This is a genomic window from Streptomyces sp. NPDC058371 (genome assembly GCF_042723265.1).
Taxonomy (GTDB): Bacteria; Actinomycetota; Actinomycetes; order Streptomycetales; family Streptomycetaceae; genus Streptomyces.
The window spans coordinates 155,744-173,103 of the sequence record NZ_JBHXJC010000014.1; the positions used below are offsets into that span (position 1 = coordinate 155,744).

The following is a 17,360-nucleotide window of genomic DNA, read 5'->3' on the forward strand; positions in this document are numbered from 1 at the left end:
CCGGGCGGACCCGCTGTTCTTCACCGCGCCCCACTCAACAGGCGTTTCCTGGCAATAGGCCCTGCCCCACTTAGGAATCAGCTGTCTTACGGAATTCTGATTCCGGACGCCGCATTCTCAGGCCTGACACATCCTTTACTCAGGCTCACTCAAAGGTTTCTCCATAGTTTGTGGCCGCGCCCACAGCGGGCGCCAAGAACCTTTGGGGAACGGGATGTTTGGCATCTATCTCAAGCGAGAGCTGAGCCGGCGCAAGAAGGCGGCCCTGGTCATCGCCATGGGTCTGGCGCTCGGTATCGCGCTGGTCATCACCGTCAACTCGGTGACGGCCGGTATGCAGCAGGCGCAGGACAAGGTCCTGAAGTCGCTCTACGGACTCGGCACCGACATGACAGTCACCAAGGCCATGGCGGCCCCCAGCAGCAACTCTTCGGGCAGACCGAAATTCAATTTCGACGCCAAGTCGGACGACAGCACCTCACAGAGCTCGGACCGGGTGATGCCGCAGGGCGGACAGTCCCTGAAGTCCTCGCTCGTCGATGACGTCGCGTCCCAGAAGGGCGTGGCGGACGCGGTGGGCGCGTTGAGCCTGAACGTGACCAAGGTCGACGGCTCCTTCACCCAGGGCAAGGCCGAGGCCACCCAGCAGGGCGGCCGCGGCGGCGGCACCGGCCAGCCCAGGGTCCAGGGCGGCGGCGCCTCCTTCGACGTCAACTCGTACTCCGTCGCGGGCGTCGACGTGACCCAGCAGGACCTCGGTCCGCTCTCCACGTCGAAGATCACCAGCGGCAAGACCTTCACCGCCGCGCAGACCAACTCCAAGGTGGCGGTCGTCGCCAAGTCGTACGCCAAGGAGAAGAAGTACGAGGTCGGCGACACGTTCAAGATCTCCGGGACCAAGTACGAGGTCATCGGCATCGCGACCCCCGACAGCAGCGAGACGACCACCGACGTGTACCTGCCGCTGAAGCAGGCGCAGACGCTGGGCGACTCGAAGGACAAGGTCACCACGATCTACGTCAAGGCGACCGACTCCCAGCAGATCAGCGCGGTCAAGTCGGCCATCCAGAAGAACATCTCGGGGACGACGGTCACCACCTCCGCCGACCTCGCCGACACCGTCTCGGGCTCGCTGTCGACGGCCTCCGACCTCGCAACCAGCGTCGGCAAGTGGCTGTCCATCGCGGTGCTCGTCGCCGCGTTCCTCGTCGCCGCGCTGCTCACCTCGTCCGCGGTCAGCCGCCGGGTGCGCGAGTTCGGCACGCTGAAGGCGCTCGGCTGGCCCTCCCGCAGGGTCACCCGGCAGGTCGTCGGCGAGTCCATCGTGAACGGTCTGCTCGGCGGCGCCCTGGGCATCGCCCTCGGCCTCGGCGCGGCGTACACGGTGACGGCGATCAGCCCGAAGCTGACCGCGGAGCTCGCCTCGAACGCGGGTGGCGGCGGCATGGGCGGCCGCATGGGTGGCGGTGCCGCCCAGCAGGCCAAGAACACCGTCGAGATCGCGCTGACGGCGCCGGTCTCGGTGACCACCATCGCGCTCGCGGCGGGCCTGGCCATCGCCGGCGGTCTGATCGCCGGTGCCATGGGCGGCTGGCGCGCCTCGCGGATGCGCCCGGCCGACGCCCTGCGCAGCGTCTCGTAACACCCCCTGGGCCGGGCGCCACCCGGCGTGCCAGGCACACCCCTCGAGCCGGGGCGCCGGGTCCGTTCCCCCCGGGCCACGGCGCCCCGCCCCTCCTCGTCCGCTTCCTCTTCTGCTGCATCTTCGGAGAACTCATGTACAAGCTCACCGGCGTCACCAAGCGCTACACGCGGGGCAAGGAGACGGTGGAGGCGCTGCGCGGCATCGACCTCGTCATCGAGGACGGCGACCAGCTCGTCATCCAGGGCCCCACCGGCGGCGGCAAGTCGACGCTGCTGCAGATGATCGGCGGCCTGGACCGCCCCAGTGCCGGCAGCGTCGAGCTGGACGGCGTGGACCTCGCCACCATCAGCGAGGCCAAGCTGACCCGGTTGCGCGCCGAGAAGATCGCCATCATCTTCCAGGCGTTCAACCTCATCCCGACGCTGACCGCGCAGGAGAACGTGGAGACCGCGCTCGTACCGCTCGGCGTGAAGGCCAGGGAGCGGCGTGAGCGGGCCGCCGAGGCACTGAGTTCGGTCGGTCTCGGCGACCGCCTGGCGCATGCGCCGGCGGAGCTGTCCGGCGGCCAGCAGCAGCGGGTCGCCATCGCGCGTGCCCTGGTCAAGAAGCCGAAGGTGCTCCTCGCGGACGAGCCGACCGGCAACCTCGACGAGGGCACCCGCGACGACATCATGGGCCTGCTCGAAGGGCTGTGGCACGAGTACGGGCTGACCTTCATCATGGTCACCCACGACTCGTCGATCGCCCGCCGGGCGCCCCGCGTCGCCACCATCAAGGCGGGGCAGATCACGCTGACCGAGCAGGGCGGTGCGCAGCCGCGTGTACTCGGCGAGTACGCGGGACAGCCGTTCGCCCAGCAGCAGTAGGGCGGTCGGGGCGGTTGATCGGGCCGCGGTCGGAGCTGCTGATCCGGCCGCGGTCGGAGCCACCTTTCCGGCTGCGGTCGTACGGCGGTCGGGATGCCGACCCGGCTGCCGTCGTACGGCGGTCGGGACTGCCGACCCGCGGCCGCCGCACGACGGGGCGGGGCTACCGATCCAGCCCCGCCGTACGACCGGGCGGGCCTACCGATCCAGCCGCCGCCGTACGGCTGTCCGGGCGCGGCCGAAGGGGTCGTTCACCGTCCGAGCACGCGGTCGGCCTCGGCCAACTGCCCTTCGGTGAGCGGCCCCTTGGCGATCGCGCCCGCGTTCTCCTCGGCCTGGGCGACCGAACGGAAGCCGGGGATCGGGATCGTGCGGGGGCTGCGGGCCCACACCCAGGCGAGGGCGCCCTGCGCGAGCGTACGGCCGTCGCTGGTGAGGATGTCCCTGAGGGCGTCCACCCGGGCGATCCAGTCCGGGTCCGCTCCGCCGCCGTCGGAGAAGCCGGGCAGCCAGGCGGGCGGTGCACTGCGGATGTCCCCGGTGTCGAGCGCGCGGTCCCCGTGGTGCTTGCCGGTCAGCAACCCCATGGCCAGCGGACTGCGGTTGATGCTGGCCAGGTCCAACTCCTCGCACAGGGCTAGCAGTTCGGGCGCGTCCTGCAGGACGTTCAGACGATGCTGTACGGCCGCGCAGTGCGGGCCCTCGGCGAAGACGGCGGCGCGTGCCGGGTCGTCCGTGCTCCACGCGTACGCGCGGATGAGCCCTTCGCGCACGAACTCCTCGCAGGTGTCGCGGAGTTCGGCGGCACGATCCGGTTCGGCGTCGGAGATGTGGAGTTGGTAGAGGTCGACGCGGTCGGTGTCCAGGCGTCGCAGCGAGGCGGTCAGGGCGCGGCGGGCGTACGCCGGGGAGTCGTCGCTGCCGGTGGCCAGCCGGCGCTCCTCGTCGAACACGTTCCCCCACTTGGTGGCGATCACGACGTCGTCCCGTCGCTTGCCCAGCGCACGGGCGAGTACGCGCTCGCTGTGCCCGGTGCCGTAGGCGTCCGCGGTGTCGAAGAAGGTCACGCCGAGGTCCAGGGCGCGCCTGACGGCCCGTACGGACTCGTCGTCGTCGACCTTGCCCCAGCCCAGGGGCTGTCCGTCGGGGGTCTGCCACTCGCCGCCGATGGCCCAGCAGCCGAAGCCGAGAGCGCTGACCTCGATCCCGCTGCGTCCCAGTGTCCTGTGCTGTGTCCTGCGCTCGTTCTCGATGCTCTCCATGTCCGGTGACGCTAGGAGTTGGAGTGCACCCGAAGGCAAGACCCGGCGCGGAACCGGGGTGCAGGGATGTGGGCAAGGACCCCGGCGCGGAACCGGGGTGCGGGGCCCGTGCTCAGGCCTGGCCGGTCTCGAAGCGGGAGATCCGGCCGCCGTCGTCGACCGTGAAGGTCCAGCGCGTCTTCATCTCGCCCCAGGCGTCGTTGCTGTAGCGGGCGAGGAGGGCGCGGCCGCCGTGCGACTCGTTGTCGACCTCCATGTGTCCGTGCGAGGAGAAGATCTCCCGGTCGGTCCACTCGTCGAGGTCGCGGTCGGAACCGTCGTCGGACATCGTCGCGTCCGGGCTGAGGAGGGCCTGGAAGGCCTCACGGTCGTGCGCGTTCACGGCGCTGACGAAGGCCCGGACGGCCGGGTCGCTCAGCTTGGCTACCTGAATCGTCATGCCAGTCAGACTCACACCGGTCCCCGGCCCGCGCCACCCGAACGGCTGCGCGGGAGCGCCGGTGCCGGGGGAACGGTGCGACGGTGGAGACGCGGGAGGGACCAGTACTCCGCTGTCTGCTCTGGGAGTCACCGTGACCTGTTTCGACCGAAGCGATCTGGGCCTGCTGCTGCTCCGTCTGGGCACGGGCGGGGTGCTCGCCGCGCACGGTACGCAGAAGTTGTTCGGCTGGTTCGGCGGGGGCGGCCTCGCCGGGACCGCCGCGGCCATGGAATCCATGGGGTACGCGCCCGGAAAGGCGAGTGCCGCCGCGGCGGGCTTGGCCGAGGCGGGCGGCGGCACGCTGCTCGCCCTGGGACTCGCGACGCCGGCGGCGGGTGCGGCGGCGGCCGGCGCGATGGCGGGCGCGGCCGCGGTGCACACGCCCAACGGCTTCTTCGTGCAGGGCGGCGGCTACGAGTACGCGGCCTCGCTCAGCCTGACGGCGGCGGGCCTCGCGGTCGCGGGCCCGGGCCGGCTCTCGCTGGACCATCTGCTCGGCCACGCGGTGAACCGCGGCTGGATGGTGCCCGCGGCACTGGGCTTCACGGCCGCGCTCACGCTGGCCGTGGTCGGCGCCCGGAACAAGCGGGTCCGCAGGGCCGCGGAGGGCGAGCAGGAGACGCTGTTCGACGAGTAGCCGTCGACCGGGCTCCCGCCCCGGGGACCGGCTCCCCGGACGAGCAGGCGGCGTCATCGGGCTCCGCCCCTCGGGGGAGACTGACTCCCATGGCTGAGCACGCTGCTGAAGAACTCTGGGACGCGATCGACCTCCTGCACGCCTGGCTGGACGCGCATCGGGCGCACGACAGCCGGGAGGACCTCCTGCTGCGCATGCTGAAGCTCTCGGAGGAGGTCGGCGAGGTGGCCCAGGCGGTGATCGGCGCGACGGGCCACAATCCGCGCAAGGGCACGAGTAACACTTGGGACGACGTCCGGTCCGAGCTCTGTGATGTCGTCATCACGGCCCTGGTCGCGCTGCGCACCCTCACCCCGGACGCCCGCGAGGTCTTCACCGCCCACCTGGCCGGCGTCACCCGGCGGTCCCTCGGAACGGCCGGAACTCCCTGACCGGCGGGGGCACTTGTCCTGCCCGTCCCACTTGTCCCAGCTGACCCCCACGTGTTTAACAATTGTATACACGCAGGATGCATACAGTTGGTGAGGGCCGCTAAATAATCTCGTCGACAGCATGCCGACGAAAGGTTCCTCGTGCAGGACGACGTAGTGCTCAGTGGTCGCAGGGCGGTTGCCGTGGTGAGCGGGGTACTGACCCTGGCGGTGATGGGGCTGGGAAGCCAGGCACAGGCGGCGAGTTACGGGACGCCCACCCTCTCGCTGTCGGCGGAGTACCTCTCCGGCGCGGTGGGGGCGAGCGGCGACCCGGTCGTGGGAGTGACGGTCGCGCAGAGCGGCGCCGACGCCGGGGCGCTCACGGTGACGGTGACCAAGAGCAGCCGTACCACCGTGGCCGCCACGAGCGATGTCACGGTCACCGGGACCGGTGGCGCCCGCCGGCTCGTGGTCGCCGCACGCGGCCAGGGGTACACCGACCTCACGGTGAAGGTCACCGGCGTGGACGGCCGGACCGCCACCAAGACGCTGCACTACGCGGCCTCCGCCGCCGTCCAACAGAGCGCGGACAGCCGCTACTTCACCGGCTCCAGCGATGCCTCGGCGGCCGTCGACGTCGGCGGCGGCTACACCGTCGTGGCGGACGACGAGTCCAACACCCTGCGCCTGTACGACCGTTCGAACTCCGGCGCCCCCGTCAAGACCTGGGACTTCAGCTCGAAGATCGGCGTCTCGAAGGAGATCGACATCGAGGGCGCGGCCCGCGTCGGCGACACCGTCTACTGGACGGGCTCGCTGGGCAACAACAAGGACGGCGTGTACAAGTCGGACCGCAACACCGTCTTCACCACCAAGGTCACCGGATCCGGCGCGGCCACCACGCTGACGTACGGCGGCTCGTACGCGAAGCTCCGCGACGACGTCGTGGCGTGGGACAAGGCCAACGGCAACCGCTACGGCTTCGCGGCGGGCACCGCGGACGGCCAGATACCGAAGCAGATCGACGGGTTCAACGTGGAGGGGCTGGAGTTCGCGCCCGGCTCGACCACGACCGCGTATCTCGGCTTCCGCGCGCCGCTCGCCCCGGCGGTGCCCGGCGGCAAGGCGCTGCTCGTGCCCGTCACCAACATCGACAAGGTGGTGAGCTCCGGCGCCGCGGCCACCTTCGGTACGCCCGTCGAGCTCGACCTCGGCGGCCTGTCCGTCCGTGACATCCGCAGGAACGCCGCGAACCAGTATCTGATCGTCGCCGGTTCCTGGGCCGCCGACGACAACTCGGACCCGTACGCGCTCTACTCCTGGGACGGCAACCCCGCCCACGCCCCCGTCAAGCGCGTCGACCTGCCCACCTCGGACCCGGGCGGCTGGGAGGCGGTCGTGGACGTCCCCGACCTCAACACCCCTGGCGCCCGCGCCCAATTGATCACCGACGACGGCTCGGCCGATCTCTACGGCGACGGCACGGAGGCCAAGGACCTCGCCCACCCGGAGTGGAAGAAGTCGCGGGCTACTTGGTTCACGGTGACCCACTGACGCGTCCACGGTGACGTGCTGACGGCCCACGAGGCCGCGCCACGGACAATCCGGCTCCCGGGCTGCGCCGACAGCCTGGGAGTCGCGTGGCGGTGCCGTCCCGTACGCGGGACGGCCTGTTCGGTGACGGCGGCCTCGACGGGGTCGTCGCCCTGGGTACCGCCGCAACCGGACTTGCGGCAGGCCCGAGGAGTTCGGGCGGGCCCAGGCGCGAAGAGTTCAGGCGGGCTCGCCGGACGGGCCGATGCCGGCCTTCGCCGCGCCGGGCCCCGCCGCGGCCACCGCGCCCAGGAAGGGGAGGCACGCCAGAAGGAGCAGGCCGGCCAGCGCCCAGGGGGCGTCGAGTCCGGCGTGCTGAGCCAGGGCGCCGCCCGCCGAGGCGCCGATCGGCATGGCCCCCCAGGCGGCGAGCCGATAGCCGCTGGTGACCCGTCCCAGCATGTCCGGCGGGGCGAGACGCTGCCGGAGGGAGACCGTGCACACGTTCCACAGCACGACCCCGGCGCTGTTGAGTGCCAGCATGACGGCGACCATCGGCCACCAGGGCAGTACCGCAACGACCAGGTAGCTGAGCGCCGAGACGGTCACCGACGCCTTCACACTCCGCCCGGGCCCCAGCCAGCGCACGATCCGGGGCGCCGTCCTCGCCCCGGCGAGGCTGCCGACGGCCGCGGCGACCAGCATGAGGCTGTAGCCGAAGGGGCGCAGATGCAGACGCTGTTCGACGTAGACCACGAGCACCGCGTAGACCGCCTGTTGGCCCACGCCCAGGACCGCGACCACCCCCATGAGGGGGCGCAGGACCCGGTCGTGCGCCAGGAACCGCAACCCGGCCCAGGTGCCCCGCAGAAGACTCCGTATCCCCTGCTCGCCGTCCGCCGCGTCCGGTGCGGCCCGCTCCGGCAGCCCCGTGAGCAGCAGCGCCGACGCGAGGAACGTCGCGCCGTCGAGGAGAAACGGGAGCGGGTGCCACGCCGACCAGAGGGCGGCGCCCACGGGCGGGCCCACGAAGCCGGTTCCGACGATCTGTGCCGAGATGACCCGGGCGTTGGCGCGCTCCAGTTGGTGGTCGGCGGCCAGCGTCGGGACGACGGCCTGTGCGGCGCTGTCGAAGAACACCTCGGCCAGGCCCGAGCCGAACGCCAGCAGCACCAGGACCGTCACCGGCGTCCACCCCGTCACCACGAGGGCGCACAGCAGGAACAGCGTCGCGCACCGCGCCAGGTCGGCCCCCACCATCGACCGGCGCCGGGGCGTGCGGTCCACCAGGGTGCCGATGACCGGTGCCAGGAGCCAGGCCGCACGGCCCGCGGCCGCCACCACGGACACCCAGAACACGTCGCCGGTGCTCCATGCGGCCAGGAGGGGGAGCGCCGCGAACCGCGCACCGTCCCCCACCGAGCTGAGCCCGTTGGCGGTGATCAGCCGGCGCAGGGCCTTCGCCCGGGCCCGATCCGACGGGGGTGAGGTGGGAGCCGAACTCATCGAAGGGAAATGTCTTTCGTCGGCGGTACGTCGCGGCGCGCACACGGCGTGTCCGGAGGAGCCCATGCGCTCGCCGCCTGGCAGGAGACACACATAACGAGAGGCGCGTACCCCGTGTATGGCGCACCATTCATGTCGCCCAGGCGGTCTTTGCACTCTTTTCACAGAGCAGCGGATTTTTTCGTCCAGGCCGCTCGAGATGCTTGACGCGGCTTTCTCTCCCGTGGCAGCTTCGATGAGTCGCCAGTTGCGAATCCGGCGTCAACGCACCTTTGCAACAAGCACCGTTGGCACAATCCTGCCCATGACGTTCATCGCATTCCGCGGCAAGCAGGGGATGTCCTCCGACAGGGGCCACTGTATGCAAGAACCTGCACTCGTCACGCTCGCCGAGCACCCCGCCTTCGCTCAATCGGCCACTATTCTCGACCGGTTGTACGAGACCTACGACTTCCTACTCGAATGCGTCGCTCCGGACATTCTGCCGGTCGATTCCGCAGGTCGCCGAATTTCTCGCGACACCGCTTTGGAACCCACCGTCCGCCATGAACTCGACGAGGCACTGCGCAGAATTCGGGACCCCCGCGCCTGCACAGCGGAAATCGCCTCGCTCGCGTACGGCCCCCTCCTCGGCGAAAAGCTCGCGACGGAGGAGGAGTGCGCGGGCGTCCGGCAGACGGTCGAACTACCCGGCCACCGGGTGCACCTGCTCACGGACCCCGCTCTGCCGGCCGAAGTCCACCGGGCGTTCGAGGCGCTCTTCCGCCGCCACCTCAGCGCGGGCGCGGGCGCCGACACCCTGACGGGCTTGACCGCCGAGCGGACCGCAACCCTTCGCGCGGCTGTGGAGCTGATGCTGGCCACCGCCCCCGACCTGTGCACCGGCCTGCTGCGGCACGCCCGTTACGTCATAGCGGTCGACGGGCCCGACGCCTTCGACAGCGCGTCGACCCGCGAGATCCCCGGCGCCGCGTTCGTGGCCGTCCGCTGCATGCAGACCCCCGAGCGGCTGGCCGAGGCGCTGGTCCACGAGTGCGTGCACCTGCGCCTTTACGACCTCCAGGCGACGCGGTCGGTCTTCGCCCCGGCCTACGACACGGCCACCGCGCCCACCGTGGCGCCCGAGTGGCACAGAACCTCCCAGGTCTCCCGATGGCCCGTCGACCGGGCCCTGGCCGCCGCCCACGTCTACGTCCACCTGTGCGCCTGGTTCGAGCAGCGCGCCCACGACAGCGGGAACCCCGACCTCGGCCAGTCCGCGGAGACGGCCTCGTTCCGGGCCACCAGCCTGCTCGACAAGGTCGCCCGGCACGCCGAGGAGTGTCTCGGCCCGGCGGGCAGGGACTTCCTGCACTGGCTGACGGAGGTGCACCGGACCAGGTCCGGCCCACCTGCCCGCGTCCACGAGCGGGTGACGTCGTAACCGGTCGCCGGCACGGCCGTCCGAGCCGTACCGCACCGCCGTGCACACCGCGGGCCGTCTCCGGCACGGACACCGCCTGAGTCCCTTCCCGGTGCCTCCCGGGCCGGCCCTCCCAAGGTGTGGGTCCGCGAGCCCTCGCCACCACGCCCACACCCGCACCGCGGCACACTGTGCGCCCCTCACGGTCGCAGGCGCGCCGTGTCCACACCGGCCATCGACGCCCTCGCGCCGGGCCGGCACACCTCAGCGCACGTACACACGGTGCCGATCAGGACGGAGACCCATGGAACTGGTACTCAACGAGCCCCTCAAGAGCTGGTTGCAGGTCACGCAGTCGTGCAACCTCAAGTGCCGTCAGTGCTACGGCGACTGCGCGGCCGAGCCCCGCAGCGAGGAGATGCGCCGGGCCGAGTACGCGGCGCTCATCCGGGAGATGGCCGACTCCGGAGTGATCGAGGTCTTCGTGGAGGGCGGCGAACCGCTCAACCGCCCGGATGCCCTGGACCTCCTCGCCGAGCTGACTCCGCACGTGATGACCCGTCTGCGCACCAACGCCACCCTGCTGACCCCCGAAGTCGCGGCCCGGCTGAAGGAGATCGGGATCGGCGAGGTGTACGTGGACGTCCTCGGCGCCACCGCGGACACCCACGACTGGCACGTGCAGGTTCCCGGCAGCTTCGACCGGACCGTCCAGGGAGTGCGGAACGCTCTGTCGGCCGGACTCCCCGTCTCCCTGCTCATCATCATGACGCGGCGCAACGTGGACGAACTCCAGGACGTGCTCGACCTCGCCGCCGAACTCGGCGTCCCGCGGGTCGGAGTCCTTCGCCTGTACCCCCTGGGCCGGGCTCGCACCCAGTGGCACGACCTGGCCCTGCGGCTGCCCGACCAGATGGCCGCGCTGGATGCGCTGCGGGTACCCGACTCGGTGCACCTGATGACCTCCTGGCACCCCAAGGACGGCAACTGCTGCTGGCAGAACGCCGGTGTGGACGCCACCGGCCGCTCCGTCGGCTGCGCCTACCTGCGCGACTACACCGACTACGGCAACGTCCGCGAGGTCAGCTGGCTGAGCACCTGGAACAACCCCCTCTACGTGCACAACCGCTCCGGTCACGTGGACGGCGGCTGCGAGTCCTGCGAGGACACCCAGGGATCGTCCGGCGGATGCAGGTCGACGGCGTTCGCCTTCACCGGCCGCTGGGACGCCCCCGACCCGTTCTGCACCACGACCAACGGAGGCATCGATGTCTCTCAGCTCCCCGACGACCTCGAGGACCGGCGTGTCCGGCCCGCCGTACCGGCAACGAGCCGACTGCTATGAGCAGAGCCCCCACGCGAGGTTCCGCCCCATCCCGGAGTGGAACTGCATGCTCGCCTACACACCGCGCAAGCCCGCCATCCACTACCTGAACCCCGTGGCCTGGGTGGTCGTGGAGCTGTGCGACGGATCCTCCGGTTCGCAGATCTTCGCCTCGTTCAAGGAGCTCAACAAGGGGCGGATCGGTGAACCGGAACTCCAGGAGGCGTTCGAGTCGGCGATGGCACAACTCCTCGAAGGGGAGTTGGTCGCCACCGCGTGAGCGACCCGTTCGCTTCGCGGGAGGGAGGTGAAGTGATGACGAAGAAGAAGACGGACCTTGAGCACCTCATGGCGGCAGCCGGCGCGACCGGTGAAGGACCCGCGGTCGAGGTGGTACAGCCGGAAGTGCGCACTGGTGCGCAGTACGCCCTGCTGCCGTCGATGAAGGCCAAGCGCCCGGACACGTCCGGCGCCACGCCGGAGACGGAGACGGAGGCGGACGACCAGCAGTGACGCGGGCCCGACCCGTGTCGCCCCGACCGGCACCCGGACCACCGTCCGGGTGCCGGTCTCACCAGGAGGACGGACCGATGGGGAAGACGATGGGCACGAAGACCGTTCTGGTGAACCCGCCCCTGTGGAACGCGTACGCCCCGCACCTCGCGGTGCCGCTGCTCCTGGGAGACCTCCGCGCACGCGGCCACGAGGCCACCGCCTACGACCTGAGCATCGAGTGCATCGACTGGATGCTCTCGGCCGCGGCTCTGGAGGAGCTGCGGGAGAAGGCGGCCACGCGCCCGACGGTGGACCTGGAGGACGAATGGGCGCGCCGGCGGGGACTCCTGGTCGCCCCGTCCGCGATCCGGAGCGTCGAGGAGGCGAAGGCGCGGCTGAGGTCCCTGGACACCCTGCACGACCCTGCCGCGTTCCACTCGGCCCGCCGTACCCTGCGCGACGCGCTCTGGCTGATCTCGGGGGCTTTCCCCCACTGCGACTTCGACCTGGTCTCCAACACCTCGACGTACTCGGCCGAGTCGTCGGCCCAGGTCCTGGCGGCGAGCGACGACCCCGAGGGCAATCCCTACCGCTGGGCCTTCGACCGGATGCTCGACCGCGGCCGCTTCCTCGACCCCGCGGTCGGTGTCGTCGGCGTGAGCATGTCCGCCGACACCCAGCTGATCGCCGGGGTCACGTTCCTCAGCATGCTGCGGGAGATGCGTCCCGACGTCCACGTGGTCCTCGGCGGCAACTACGCCACCCGGCTGGTCGACCGCTGGCAGCACCGGCACGCGCTCTTCGACTACGTCGACACCGTGGTGACCGGAGAGGGCGAGGGTGCGCTCGCGGCCGTCATCGACGGCCTCGGCGAAGGGGCGGCGGAGGGAGCCGACTTCCGGGAGAGGATCCCCGGAGCCGTCTGGGACGGCGGCGGCATCCTGCTGCGCACACCGCGGCGGAGCGCCGACATCTCGGCTGCGGCGAAGCCGGCGTACGACGCGCTTCCGCTGGGCAAGTACCTCGCCCCGGGGCCGATCCTGCCCGTCTTCGCCTCCCGCAGCTGCCCCTGGGACTGCGCTTTCTGCTCGATCCCGTTCGCGAGCAACTCCTTCCGGCAGCGGCCCGCCGCCGCCGTCGCCGGGGAGGTGGCCCAGCTGCGGGCGGACCACGGCTCCCCGTACTTCATGTTCGTCGACGAGATCATGAGCCTGCGCACCCTGCGCAACGTCGGCGAGGCCCTCGTGACCACCTCCCCCGATGTGTTCTGGTACGGCGAGACCCGCTTCGCCGGTGGCCTGGACGACGAACTCGCGCGGCTCCTGCACGACTCGGGCTGCCGCCGGATGAACTTCGGCCTGGAGTCGACGAGTCAGCGTGTCCTGGACCTGATGCGCAAGGGCACGCGGATCGAGGACGGCCACCGGAACATCGCCGCGATGCTGGAGGCCGGGGTGCCGATCCACCTCTTCGTCATCCACGGCTTCCCCGGGGAGACCCGGGAGGAGGCCGCACACACGGTGGAGTTCGCGGAGGCCGTCCGGCGCCTGTCCATCGAGCGGTACGGCGTCGCGCACACGACCTGGGGCGGCTCGCCCTTCGTCCTTGACGTGCACTCTCCCGTCGGCACCCGGCCGGAGGAGTTCGGCGTGCACATCGAGCCACCCGGCCCCGGCGACGACCTGAGCCTGAGCCGCAACTACCGCACCGACTCGGGCCTGTCCCAGCAGGACACCCTTGCGGTCGCCGAGGACGCGGCCGGGTCCGCCGGCGACACCACCGTCTGGTTCCGCGCGGCGCGCGATCCCATGGCGCGGGAGATCGAGGAGTTCACGTTCCTCCGGGCCTGCGTCCGGGCTCCCCTGCCCGAGGCACCCCCCGTCCCGCTCTTCGACTGGCCCCCACCGGAACCGGACGCCCGGCTGGGCATCGCCCCCGGCGTGACGTTCACCCGGGTGCCCTGGACGGCGACGGAGACGGACACCGATCCGGCGATGGCGCTGTACAACCCGGCCGGGGACAGGTTCCTCCAGCTCAACTGGAAGGGGGACACCTCATGGCAGGAGCTGGACGGCCTCTCCCTGCGCGACCTGGAGGAGTGGCTGGCCGACCGGGACTGCCACTACCTCGGCTCCGAGCCCGCCGCCACGGCCGCACTGCTGCTCCGGCACGGTTTCCTGGTGTCCTCACGACGGCTGACGACGGCGCCGGCCGCCGTGCTCCGCGCCGAGATCGGCATCGGGCTGGACAGCGGCGACGGAGCCCACCACCTTTCCAACCCCATCACGGGGGTGACGATCCGGCTCCGGGGCACCGCCGTCGACACCTGGCGATGCCGGCGGTACGGCGAGACGACCGCGTCGGAGGCGTCGCGGGACGCCGTCACCGACGCACTGGTCCGCTACGGATTCCTGTACCGCGAGACGGCCGGCGCCGAACGGCCGCGGCCGCGGTACCTCACCCAGGGACAGGCGGTGTAGCGCGATGGAACGGTTCCGGATCTCCGAAAAGGCGGCGCTGACGGCGCGCCCGATGCTGCCCGAGGACGAGCCCGGCGTCGCCCGCGTGCTCGCGGCCTGTGACGACTACCTGCTCACGGCCACCGGCTCCACGGCCCTGCCGGCGGACGTGCAGAGTCTGTACTACTCCCTGCCCGAGGGCGCGGACTTCGCACAGAAACACCTGCTGGTGCTGTGCGAGGGGGCGGATGTGGTGGGCGTGGTCGACGCCACGGCCGCCCATCCCGACGACCGCACCCTCTCGGTCGGGCTGTTCCTCCTCGACCCGGAGGTGCGGCGTACCGGCGTGGGCACATCGGCGGCCCGGCATCTCCTCCAGGAGGCCGCGGCGCAGGGGCTGTCCCGCGTGACCGCCACCTGCCCGCAGGACTGGGTTCCCGGCATCGCGTTCCTGGAGAAGCTGGGCTTCGAGGTGCAGGCGCCGCCGGAGGACGCCGCCTCGACGGTGGGCAACCGGCTCCGCCTCCCTGCCGAGACGGGCCTGTGCACCGCCGTACGCGACCTGAACGAGGCGCCCGCCGACACCGGCCACCGGAACCGGGGTGCGTCATGACGACGGTGCCCACGCTCCTCGACGCCGGCCCGGACAGCGTTCAGGAGGACATCGCCGAGGCGTACGCGCTGGTCCGTGCCTTCGACGGCGACGCGACGTGGTCGGCGGCCGGCGATCCGCACGCCGAGTTCGCGGAGCTGCGCCGGCGGGGCGCCGTGCAGCGGTCGACGCTGGAGCGGGTGATGGCCGGCGTGGACGTGCCCGAGGAGACGGCCACCCTCGTCTGGCACGTCGTCTCGTTCGCCGCGGCCGAGGCGGTCCTGCGGGACGAGGACACCTTCTCGTCGTCGGCGTACGACGAGAGCATGGGCCGCCTGATCGGCAGGTCCTTCCTCCAGATGGACCACCAGGAGCACAGGATCTGGCGGAACGTCCTCCACGGCGGCTTCAACCGGCAGGCGGCCCTCGCCCTCCGCAACGCGGTCCGCTCGGACACTGCCGCCGCACTCAACGCCGTCGCCGCCCGCGGCGGAGGCGACCTGGTCGCCGAGGTGGCCTTCCCGGTCGCCCTGACCACCATCGCGCGCATGATCGGCTTCCCTCCCGGCACCCGGATCGGCACGCTGTACACCTGGGCGGTCGGGCTGCTCGACGACACCGGCGGCCGGATCTCGACGGCCGTGGAGGAGTTGCTCGACACGCCGTCGGCATGGGTTCCCGGTGGTCTGGTGGACCTGCTCCTGGGCACGGAGAGTCCCGAGATCGGGAGCGGACCTCAACTGCTCCCCGCAGTACGGCTGTTGCTGTCCACGGGCACGGAGCCGCCGTTCCGTTCCCTCGCGACCCTGATGTACGCGACCCTCACCGACCGCTCCGTCGCGGACCTGCTGCGCACGGACCCGTCCGCGGCCTCCTCGGTCTTCCAGGAGTGCTGGCGCTGGGAATGCCCCCTGACCTGGGTGCTGCGCCGCTGCACCACCGACACGGTGCTCTCCGGCCAGGCGATCCGGCGCGGCGACCTGGTGTGCGTCAACCTCGCCTCGGCCAACCGCGACGAGACCCGGTGGAGTCACCCGGAGCGCTTCGACCCCCGACGCGAGCCGCTGCCGAGCCTGGCCATGGGAACCGGCCCCCACACCTGCCTCGGCAGGCATCTCGCCGCCCTGGAGGCGGACCAGATGCTGTCCGCGCTGATCGACGTGCTCCTGCCCGACCGGTCCCCGGGATGGGTCCTGGACTCCGACGGCCCGATCGGACGCGGCTTCCGATCACCCAGCCGGCTCGATGTTCGCGTCGCCCCGTCCCCGAGGTGAACCCCGCGGGTGGAGCGGCAGACGAGTCGGGCTGTACGCCGGGGAGTGTCACCGCGACGCTATGACCTGCGCAAACATGCCGGGCAACCAATCCCACGGCTACTTTGACGGCTACGTAAACGCGGATGCGCCCCCACCTCATGGAGAGCCGCGCGCCCTGTCGCGAGGACGGGTCAGGGCGCAGCACAGTTCAGGGGTTACGGAATCAGCCCTCGCAGGGGACGCTGACCACGACGGCTGCTGCCGACCCCTCTCTATCAGCCCTGACCTCACAGCCCTCGCTCCCATTCGTCAGCCTTCACCATGTTGTAGCGGTGCATGGTGGCTCGAAACTGTCCTTCAGCCCGGTCTCGGCCACGCCGTGATTGCCCGTCACAAGCGGACTCCACTACGCTGCGCCTCAGAACGAACACCACTCTGCGACCGGGTCCGCTCGGCGTGGAACCTCCTATGGCCGTCCCCCAAGGATTTGGGGTCGGCCATAGCTGTTTGTGCACCCAGGGGGAAGCTCTTGCACCTGTGTTATCTCGATGAGTCCGGGACCGGGCAGGTCCTCAACCCCGGCGTGGCCGACTCCGTTCCGGTCATGGTGATCGGTGGATTCACTGTGCCGGAGAGCCAGATCAAAGGCCTCGCCTGGGACTTCATCGCTCTCAAGAAGCAGTTCCGGCCGGAACTGCGCAAGGTGCCCGCCTTGAGCCAGGTCGTACACCATGAAATCAAGGGCGAGACGATACGCAAGTCCTTCCGTCGTCCGGGGCGCAACCAACGGCGTATGGCGCACGGCTTCCTCGACCATCTCCTGACGATCCTGGAACGTCGCGACTGCAGGGTCATGGCTCGTATCTGGGTGAAGCAGAACGGTGTCGTCAACGACGACACGGCCATGTACGCGGCTTCGGTGACCGCTCTGTGCGCAAACTTCGAGCACTATCTCGCTGAGCGCTCCAGCAGCGGTATCGCGGTGCTGGACAGCCGCAATCCCAGCGACAACGTCGGCAACGTGCACTGTGTGACGACCCGAAAGTTCGCCAAGGGTGGCGACCCGATGCCCCACCTTCCCGAGTCTCCGGTCTTCGGCCACAGTGACACGCACTTGGGTCTGCAGATCGCTGATCTCCTAGTGAGCGCCGTACTGGCTCCGTCGGCCGCCGTGACCTATGCCGGCGACCTGACCGGCAATGTCCACTGTCACCCGGGGTTCGTCGAGGTACGAGACCGGCACTGCCCCCGCCTTGGAAAGCTCCAGCACCGCTATCAGGCGCCAACGCGCAAGTGGACAGGCGGGATCGTCGTCTCCGATGCGCGCGGACATCAGTCAGCGGGCAAGCTGTTCGCGCCAACGGTCACGGCCGCGACCGCACCCGTCGCGGGCATCCCCGGGCAGGGTTCTCCTCTCGACCTGGCCACCGCTGCCACGGCCCCCGCACCGGCCTCTCCCGCAATGTAGCGTCCGTGCGGCGTAGCCGCT

The 17,360-nt window shown here is 70.7% G+C and carries 16 protein-coding genes; 13 read left to right on the forward strand and 3 right to left on the reverse strand.

Features of this window, described 5'->3' with window-relative positions; genetic code table 11:
• Positions 1-214 precede the first annotated feature (214 nt).
• Complete coding sequence (locus ACFWM2_RS32110; RefSeq protein ID WP_383287241.1) at positions 215-1,642, forward strand: ABC transporter permease; 1,428 nt, start codon at positions 215-217, stop codon at positions 1,640-1,642.
• A 134-nt stretch (positions 1,643-1,776) separates the two neighbouring features.
• Complete coding sequence (locus ACFWM2_RS32115; RefSeq protein ID WP_383287243.1) at positions 1,777-2,511, forward strand: ABC transporter ATP-binding protein; 735 nt, start codon at positions 1,777-1,779, stop codon at positions 2,509-2,511.
• Positions 2,512-2,762: 251 nt separating this feature from the next.
• Here ACFWM2_RS32115 and ACFWM2_RS32120 read toward each other — a convergent pair whose 3' ends face one another.
• Together ACFWM2_RS32120 and ACFWM2_RS32125 are read right to left on the reverse strand one after the other, a co-directional pair.
• Positions 2,763-3,773: an aldo/keto reductase gene (locus tag ACFWM2_RS32120; protein ID WP_383287245.1), complete on the reverse strand. Its 1,011-nt coding sequence runs from the start codon at positions 3,771-3,773 to the stop codon at positions 2,763-2,765.
• A 112-nt stretch (positions 3,774-3,885) separates the two neighbouring features.
• Complete coding sequence (locus tag ACFWM2_RS32125; RefSeq protein WP_383287247.1) at positions 3,886-4,212, reverse strand: nuclear transport factor 2 family protein; 327 nt, start codon at positions 4,210-4,212, stop codon at positions 3,886-3,888.
• A gap of 133 nt (positions 4,213-4,345) precedes the next feature.
• On the opposite strand from ACFWM2_RS32125, the gene ACFWM2_RS32130 reads away from it, so the two are divergent.
• The 3 genes from ACFWM2_RS32130 to ACFWM2_RS32140 all read left to right on the forward strand — a co-directional run bounded on the left by ACFWM2_RS32130 (position 4,346) and on the right by ACFWM2_RS32140 (position 6,858).
• A complete protein-coding gene (locus ACFWM2_RS32130) occupies positions 4,346-4,891 on the forward strand; it encodes a DoxX family protein (RefSeq protein WP_383287249.1) in 546 nt (181 codons plus the stop codon).
• Positions 4,892-4,980: 89 nt separating this feature from the next.
• The gene (locus ACFWM2_RS32135) at positions 4,981-5,322 is read left to right on the forward strand and encodes a MazG-like family protein (RefSeq protein WP_383287251.1); all 342 of its coding nucleotides are present in this window, start codon (positions 4,981-4,983) and stop codon (positions 5,320-5,322) included.
• 213 nt (positions 5,323-5,535) lie between these two features.
• Positions 5,536-6,858 carry a hypothetical protein gene (locus tag ACFWM2_RS32140; protein WP_383287436.1) on the forward strand — a complete coding sequence of 441 codons (1,323 nt, stop codon included), beginning with the start codon at positions 5,536-5,538 and terminating at the stop codon, positions 6,856-6,858.
• 219 nt (positions 6,859-7,077) lie between these two features.
• Here the strand turns inward: ACFWM2_RS32140 and ACFWM2_RS32145 are convergent, their stop codons facing one another.
• Positions 7,078-8,343 (reverse strand): MFS transporter, encoded by a 1,266-nt coding sequence (locus ACFWM2_RS32145; RefSeq protein ID WP_383287253.1) that lies wholly within the window; start codon positions 8,341-8,343, stop codon positions 7,078-7,080.
• Positions 8,344-8,647: 304 nt separating this feature from the next.
• Here ACFWM2_RS32145 and ACFWM2_RS32150 point away from each other — a divergent pair, with 304 nt between their 5' ends.
• The 8 genes from ACFWM2_RS32150 to ACFWM2_RS32185 all read left to right on the forward strand — a co-directional run bounded on the left by ACFWM2_RS32150 (position 8,648) and on the right by ACFWM2_RS32185 (position 17,339).
• Positions 8,648-9,766, forward strand: coding sequence for an aKG-HExxH-type peptide beta-hydroxylase (locus ACFWM2_RS32150; RefSeq protein WP_383287255.1), 1,119 nt, complete (start codon positions 8,648-8,650; stop codon positions 9,764-9,766).
• A 283-nt stretch (positions 9,767-10,049) separates the two neighbouring features.
• Positions 10,050-11,090 carry a radical SAM/SPASM domain-containing protein gene (locus ACFWM2_RS32155; protein WP_383287256.1) on the forward strand — a complete coding sequence of 347 codons (1,041 nt, stop codon included), beginning with the start codon at positions 10,050-10,052 and terminating at the stop codon, positions 11,088-11,090.
• A gap of 46 nt (positions 11,091-11,136) precedes the next feature.
• Complete coding sequence (locus ACFWM2_RS32160) at positions 11,137-11,349, forward strand: hypothetical protein (RefSeq protein ID WP_383287258.1); 213 nt, start codon at positions 11,137-11,139, stop codon at positions 11,347-11,349.
• A 35-nt stretch (positions 11,350-11,384) separates the two neighbouring features.
• A complete protein-coding gene (locus ACFWM2_RS32165) occupies positions 11,385-11,582 on the forward strand; it encodes a hypothetical protein (protein WP_383287260.1) in 198 nt (65 codons plus the stop codon).
• A gap of 77 nt (positions 11,583-11,659) precedes the next feature.
• A complete protein-coding gene (locus tag ACFWM2_RS32170; RefSeq protein WP_383287262.1) occupies positions 11,660-14,044 on the forward strand; it encodes a B12-binding domain-containing radical SAM protein in 2,385 nt (794 codons plus the stop codon).
• A 4-nt stretch (positions 14,045-14,048) separates the two neighbouring features.
• Positions 14,049-14,636: a GNAT family N-acetyltransferase gene (locus ACFWM2_RS32175; RefSeq protein ID WP_383287264.1), complete on the forward strand. Its 588-nt coding sequence runs from the start codon at positions 14,049-14,051 to the stop codon at positions 14,634-14,636.
• Positions 14,633-15,889 carry a cytochrome P450 gene (locus ACFWM2_RS32180; RefSeq protein ID WP_383287266.1) on the forward strand — a complete coding sequence of 419 codons (1,257 nt, stop codon included), beginning with the start codon at positions 14,633-14,635 and terminating at the stop codon, positions 15,887-15,889. The genes ACFWM2_RS32175 and ACFWM2_RS32180 overlap by 4 nt, the downstream gene beginning before the upstream one ends.
• A gap of 511 nt (positions 15,890-16,400) precedes the next feature.
• Complete coding sequence (locus ACFWM2_RS32185; RefSeq protein ID WP_383287268.1) at positions 16,401-17,339, forward strand: DUF3800 domain-containing protein; 939 nt, start codon at positions 16,401-16,403, stop codon at positions 17,337-17,339.
• Positions 17,340-17,360: the final 21 nt, after the last annotated feature.

Coding starts and splice junctions, on each gene's coding strand:
- ACFWM2_RS32140 (WP_383287436.1), top strand. CDS start 5,536: ATGGGGCTGGGAAGCCAGGCACAGGCGGCGAGTTACGGGACGCCCACC.
- ACFWM2_RS32165 (WP_383287260.1), top strand. CDS start 11,385: ATGACGAAGAAGAAGACGGACCTTGAGCACCTCATGGCGGCAGCCGGC.
- ACFWM2_RS32120 (WP_383287245.1), bottom strand. CDS start 3,773: ATGGAGAGCATCGAGAACGAGCGCAGGACACAGCACAGGACACTGGGA.
- ACFWM2_RS32115 (WP_383287243.1), top strand. CDS start 1,777: ATGTACAAGCTCACCGGCGTCACCAAGCGCTACACGCGGGGCAAGGAG.
- ACFWM2_RS32150 (WP_383287255.1), top strand. CDS start 8,648: ATGACGTTCATCGCATTCCGCGGCAAGCAGGGGATGTCCTCCGACAGG.
- ACFWM2_RS32160 (WP_383287258.1), top strand. CDS start 11,137: ATGCTCGCCTACACACCGCGCAAGCCCGCCATCCACTACCTGAACCCC.
- ACFWM2_RS32125 (WP_383287247.1), bottom strand. CDS start 4,212: ATGACGATTCAGGTAGCCAAGCTGAGCGACCCGGCCGTCCGGGCCTTC.
- ACFWM2_RS32175 (WP_383287264.1), top strand. CDS start 14,049: ATGGAACGGTTCCGGATCTCCGAAAAGGCGGCGCTGACGGCGCGCCCG.
- ACFWM2_RS32110 (WP_383287241.1), top strand. CDS start 215: ATGTTTGGCATCTATCTCAAGCGAGAGCTGAGCCGGCGCAAGAAGGCG.
- ACFWM2_RS32180 (WP_383287266.1), top strand. CDS start 14,633: ATGACGACGGTGCCCACGCTCCTCGACGCCGGCCCGGACAGCGTTCAG.
- ACFWM2_RS32145 (WP_383287253.1), bottom strand. CDS start 8,343: ATGAGTTCGGCTCCCACCTCACCCCCGTCGGATCGGGCCCGGGCGAAG.
- ACFWM2_RS32170 (WP_383287262.1), top strand. CDS start 11,660: ATGGGGAAGACGATGGGCACGAAGACCGTTCTGGTGAACCCGCCCCTG.
- ACFWM2_RS32135 (WP_383287251.1), top strand. CDS start 4,981: ATGGCTGAGCACGCTGCTGAAGAACTCTGGGACGCGATCGACCTCCTG.
- ACFWM2_RS32155 (WP_383287256.1), top strand. CDS start 10,050: ATGGAACTGGTACTCAACGAGCCCCTCAAGAGCTGGTTGCAGGTCACG.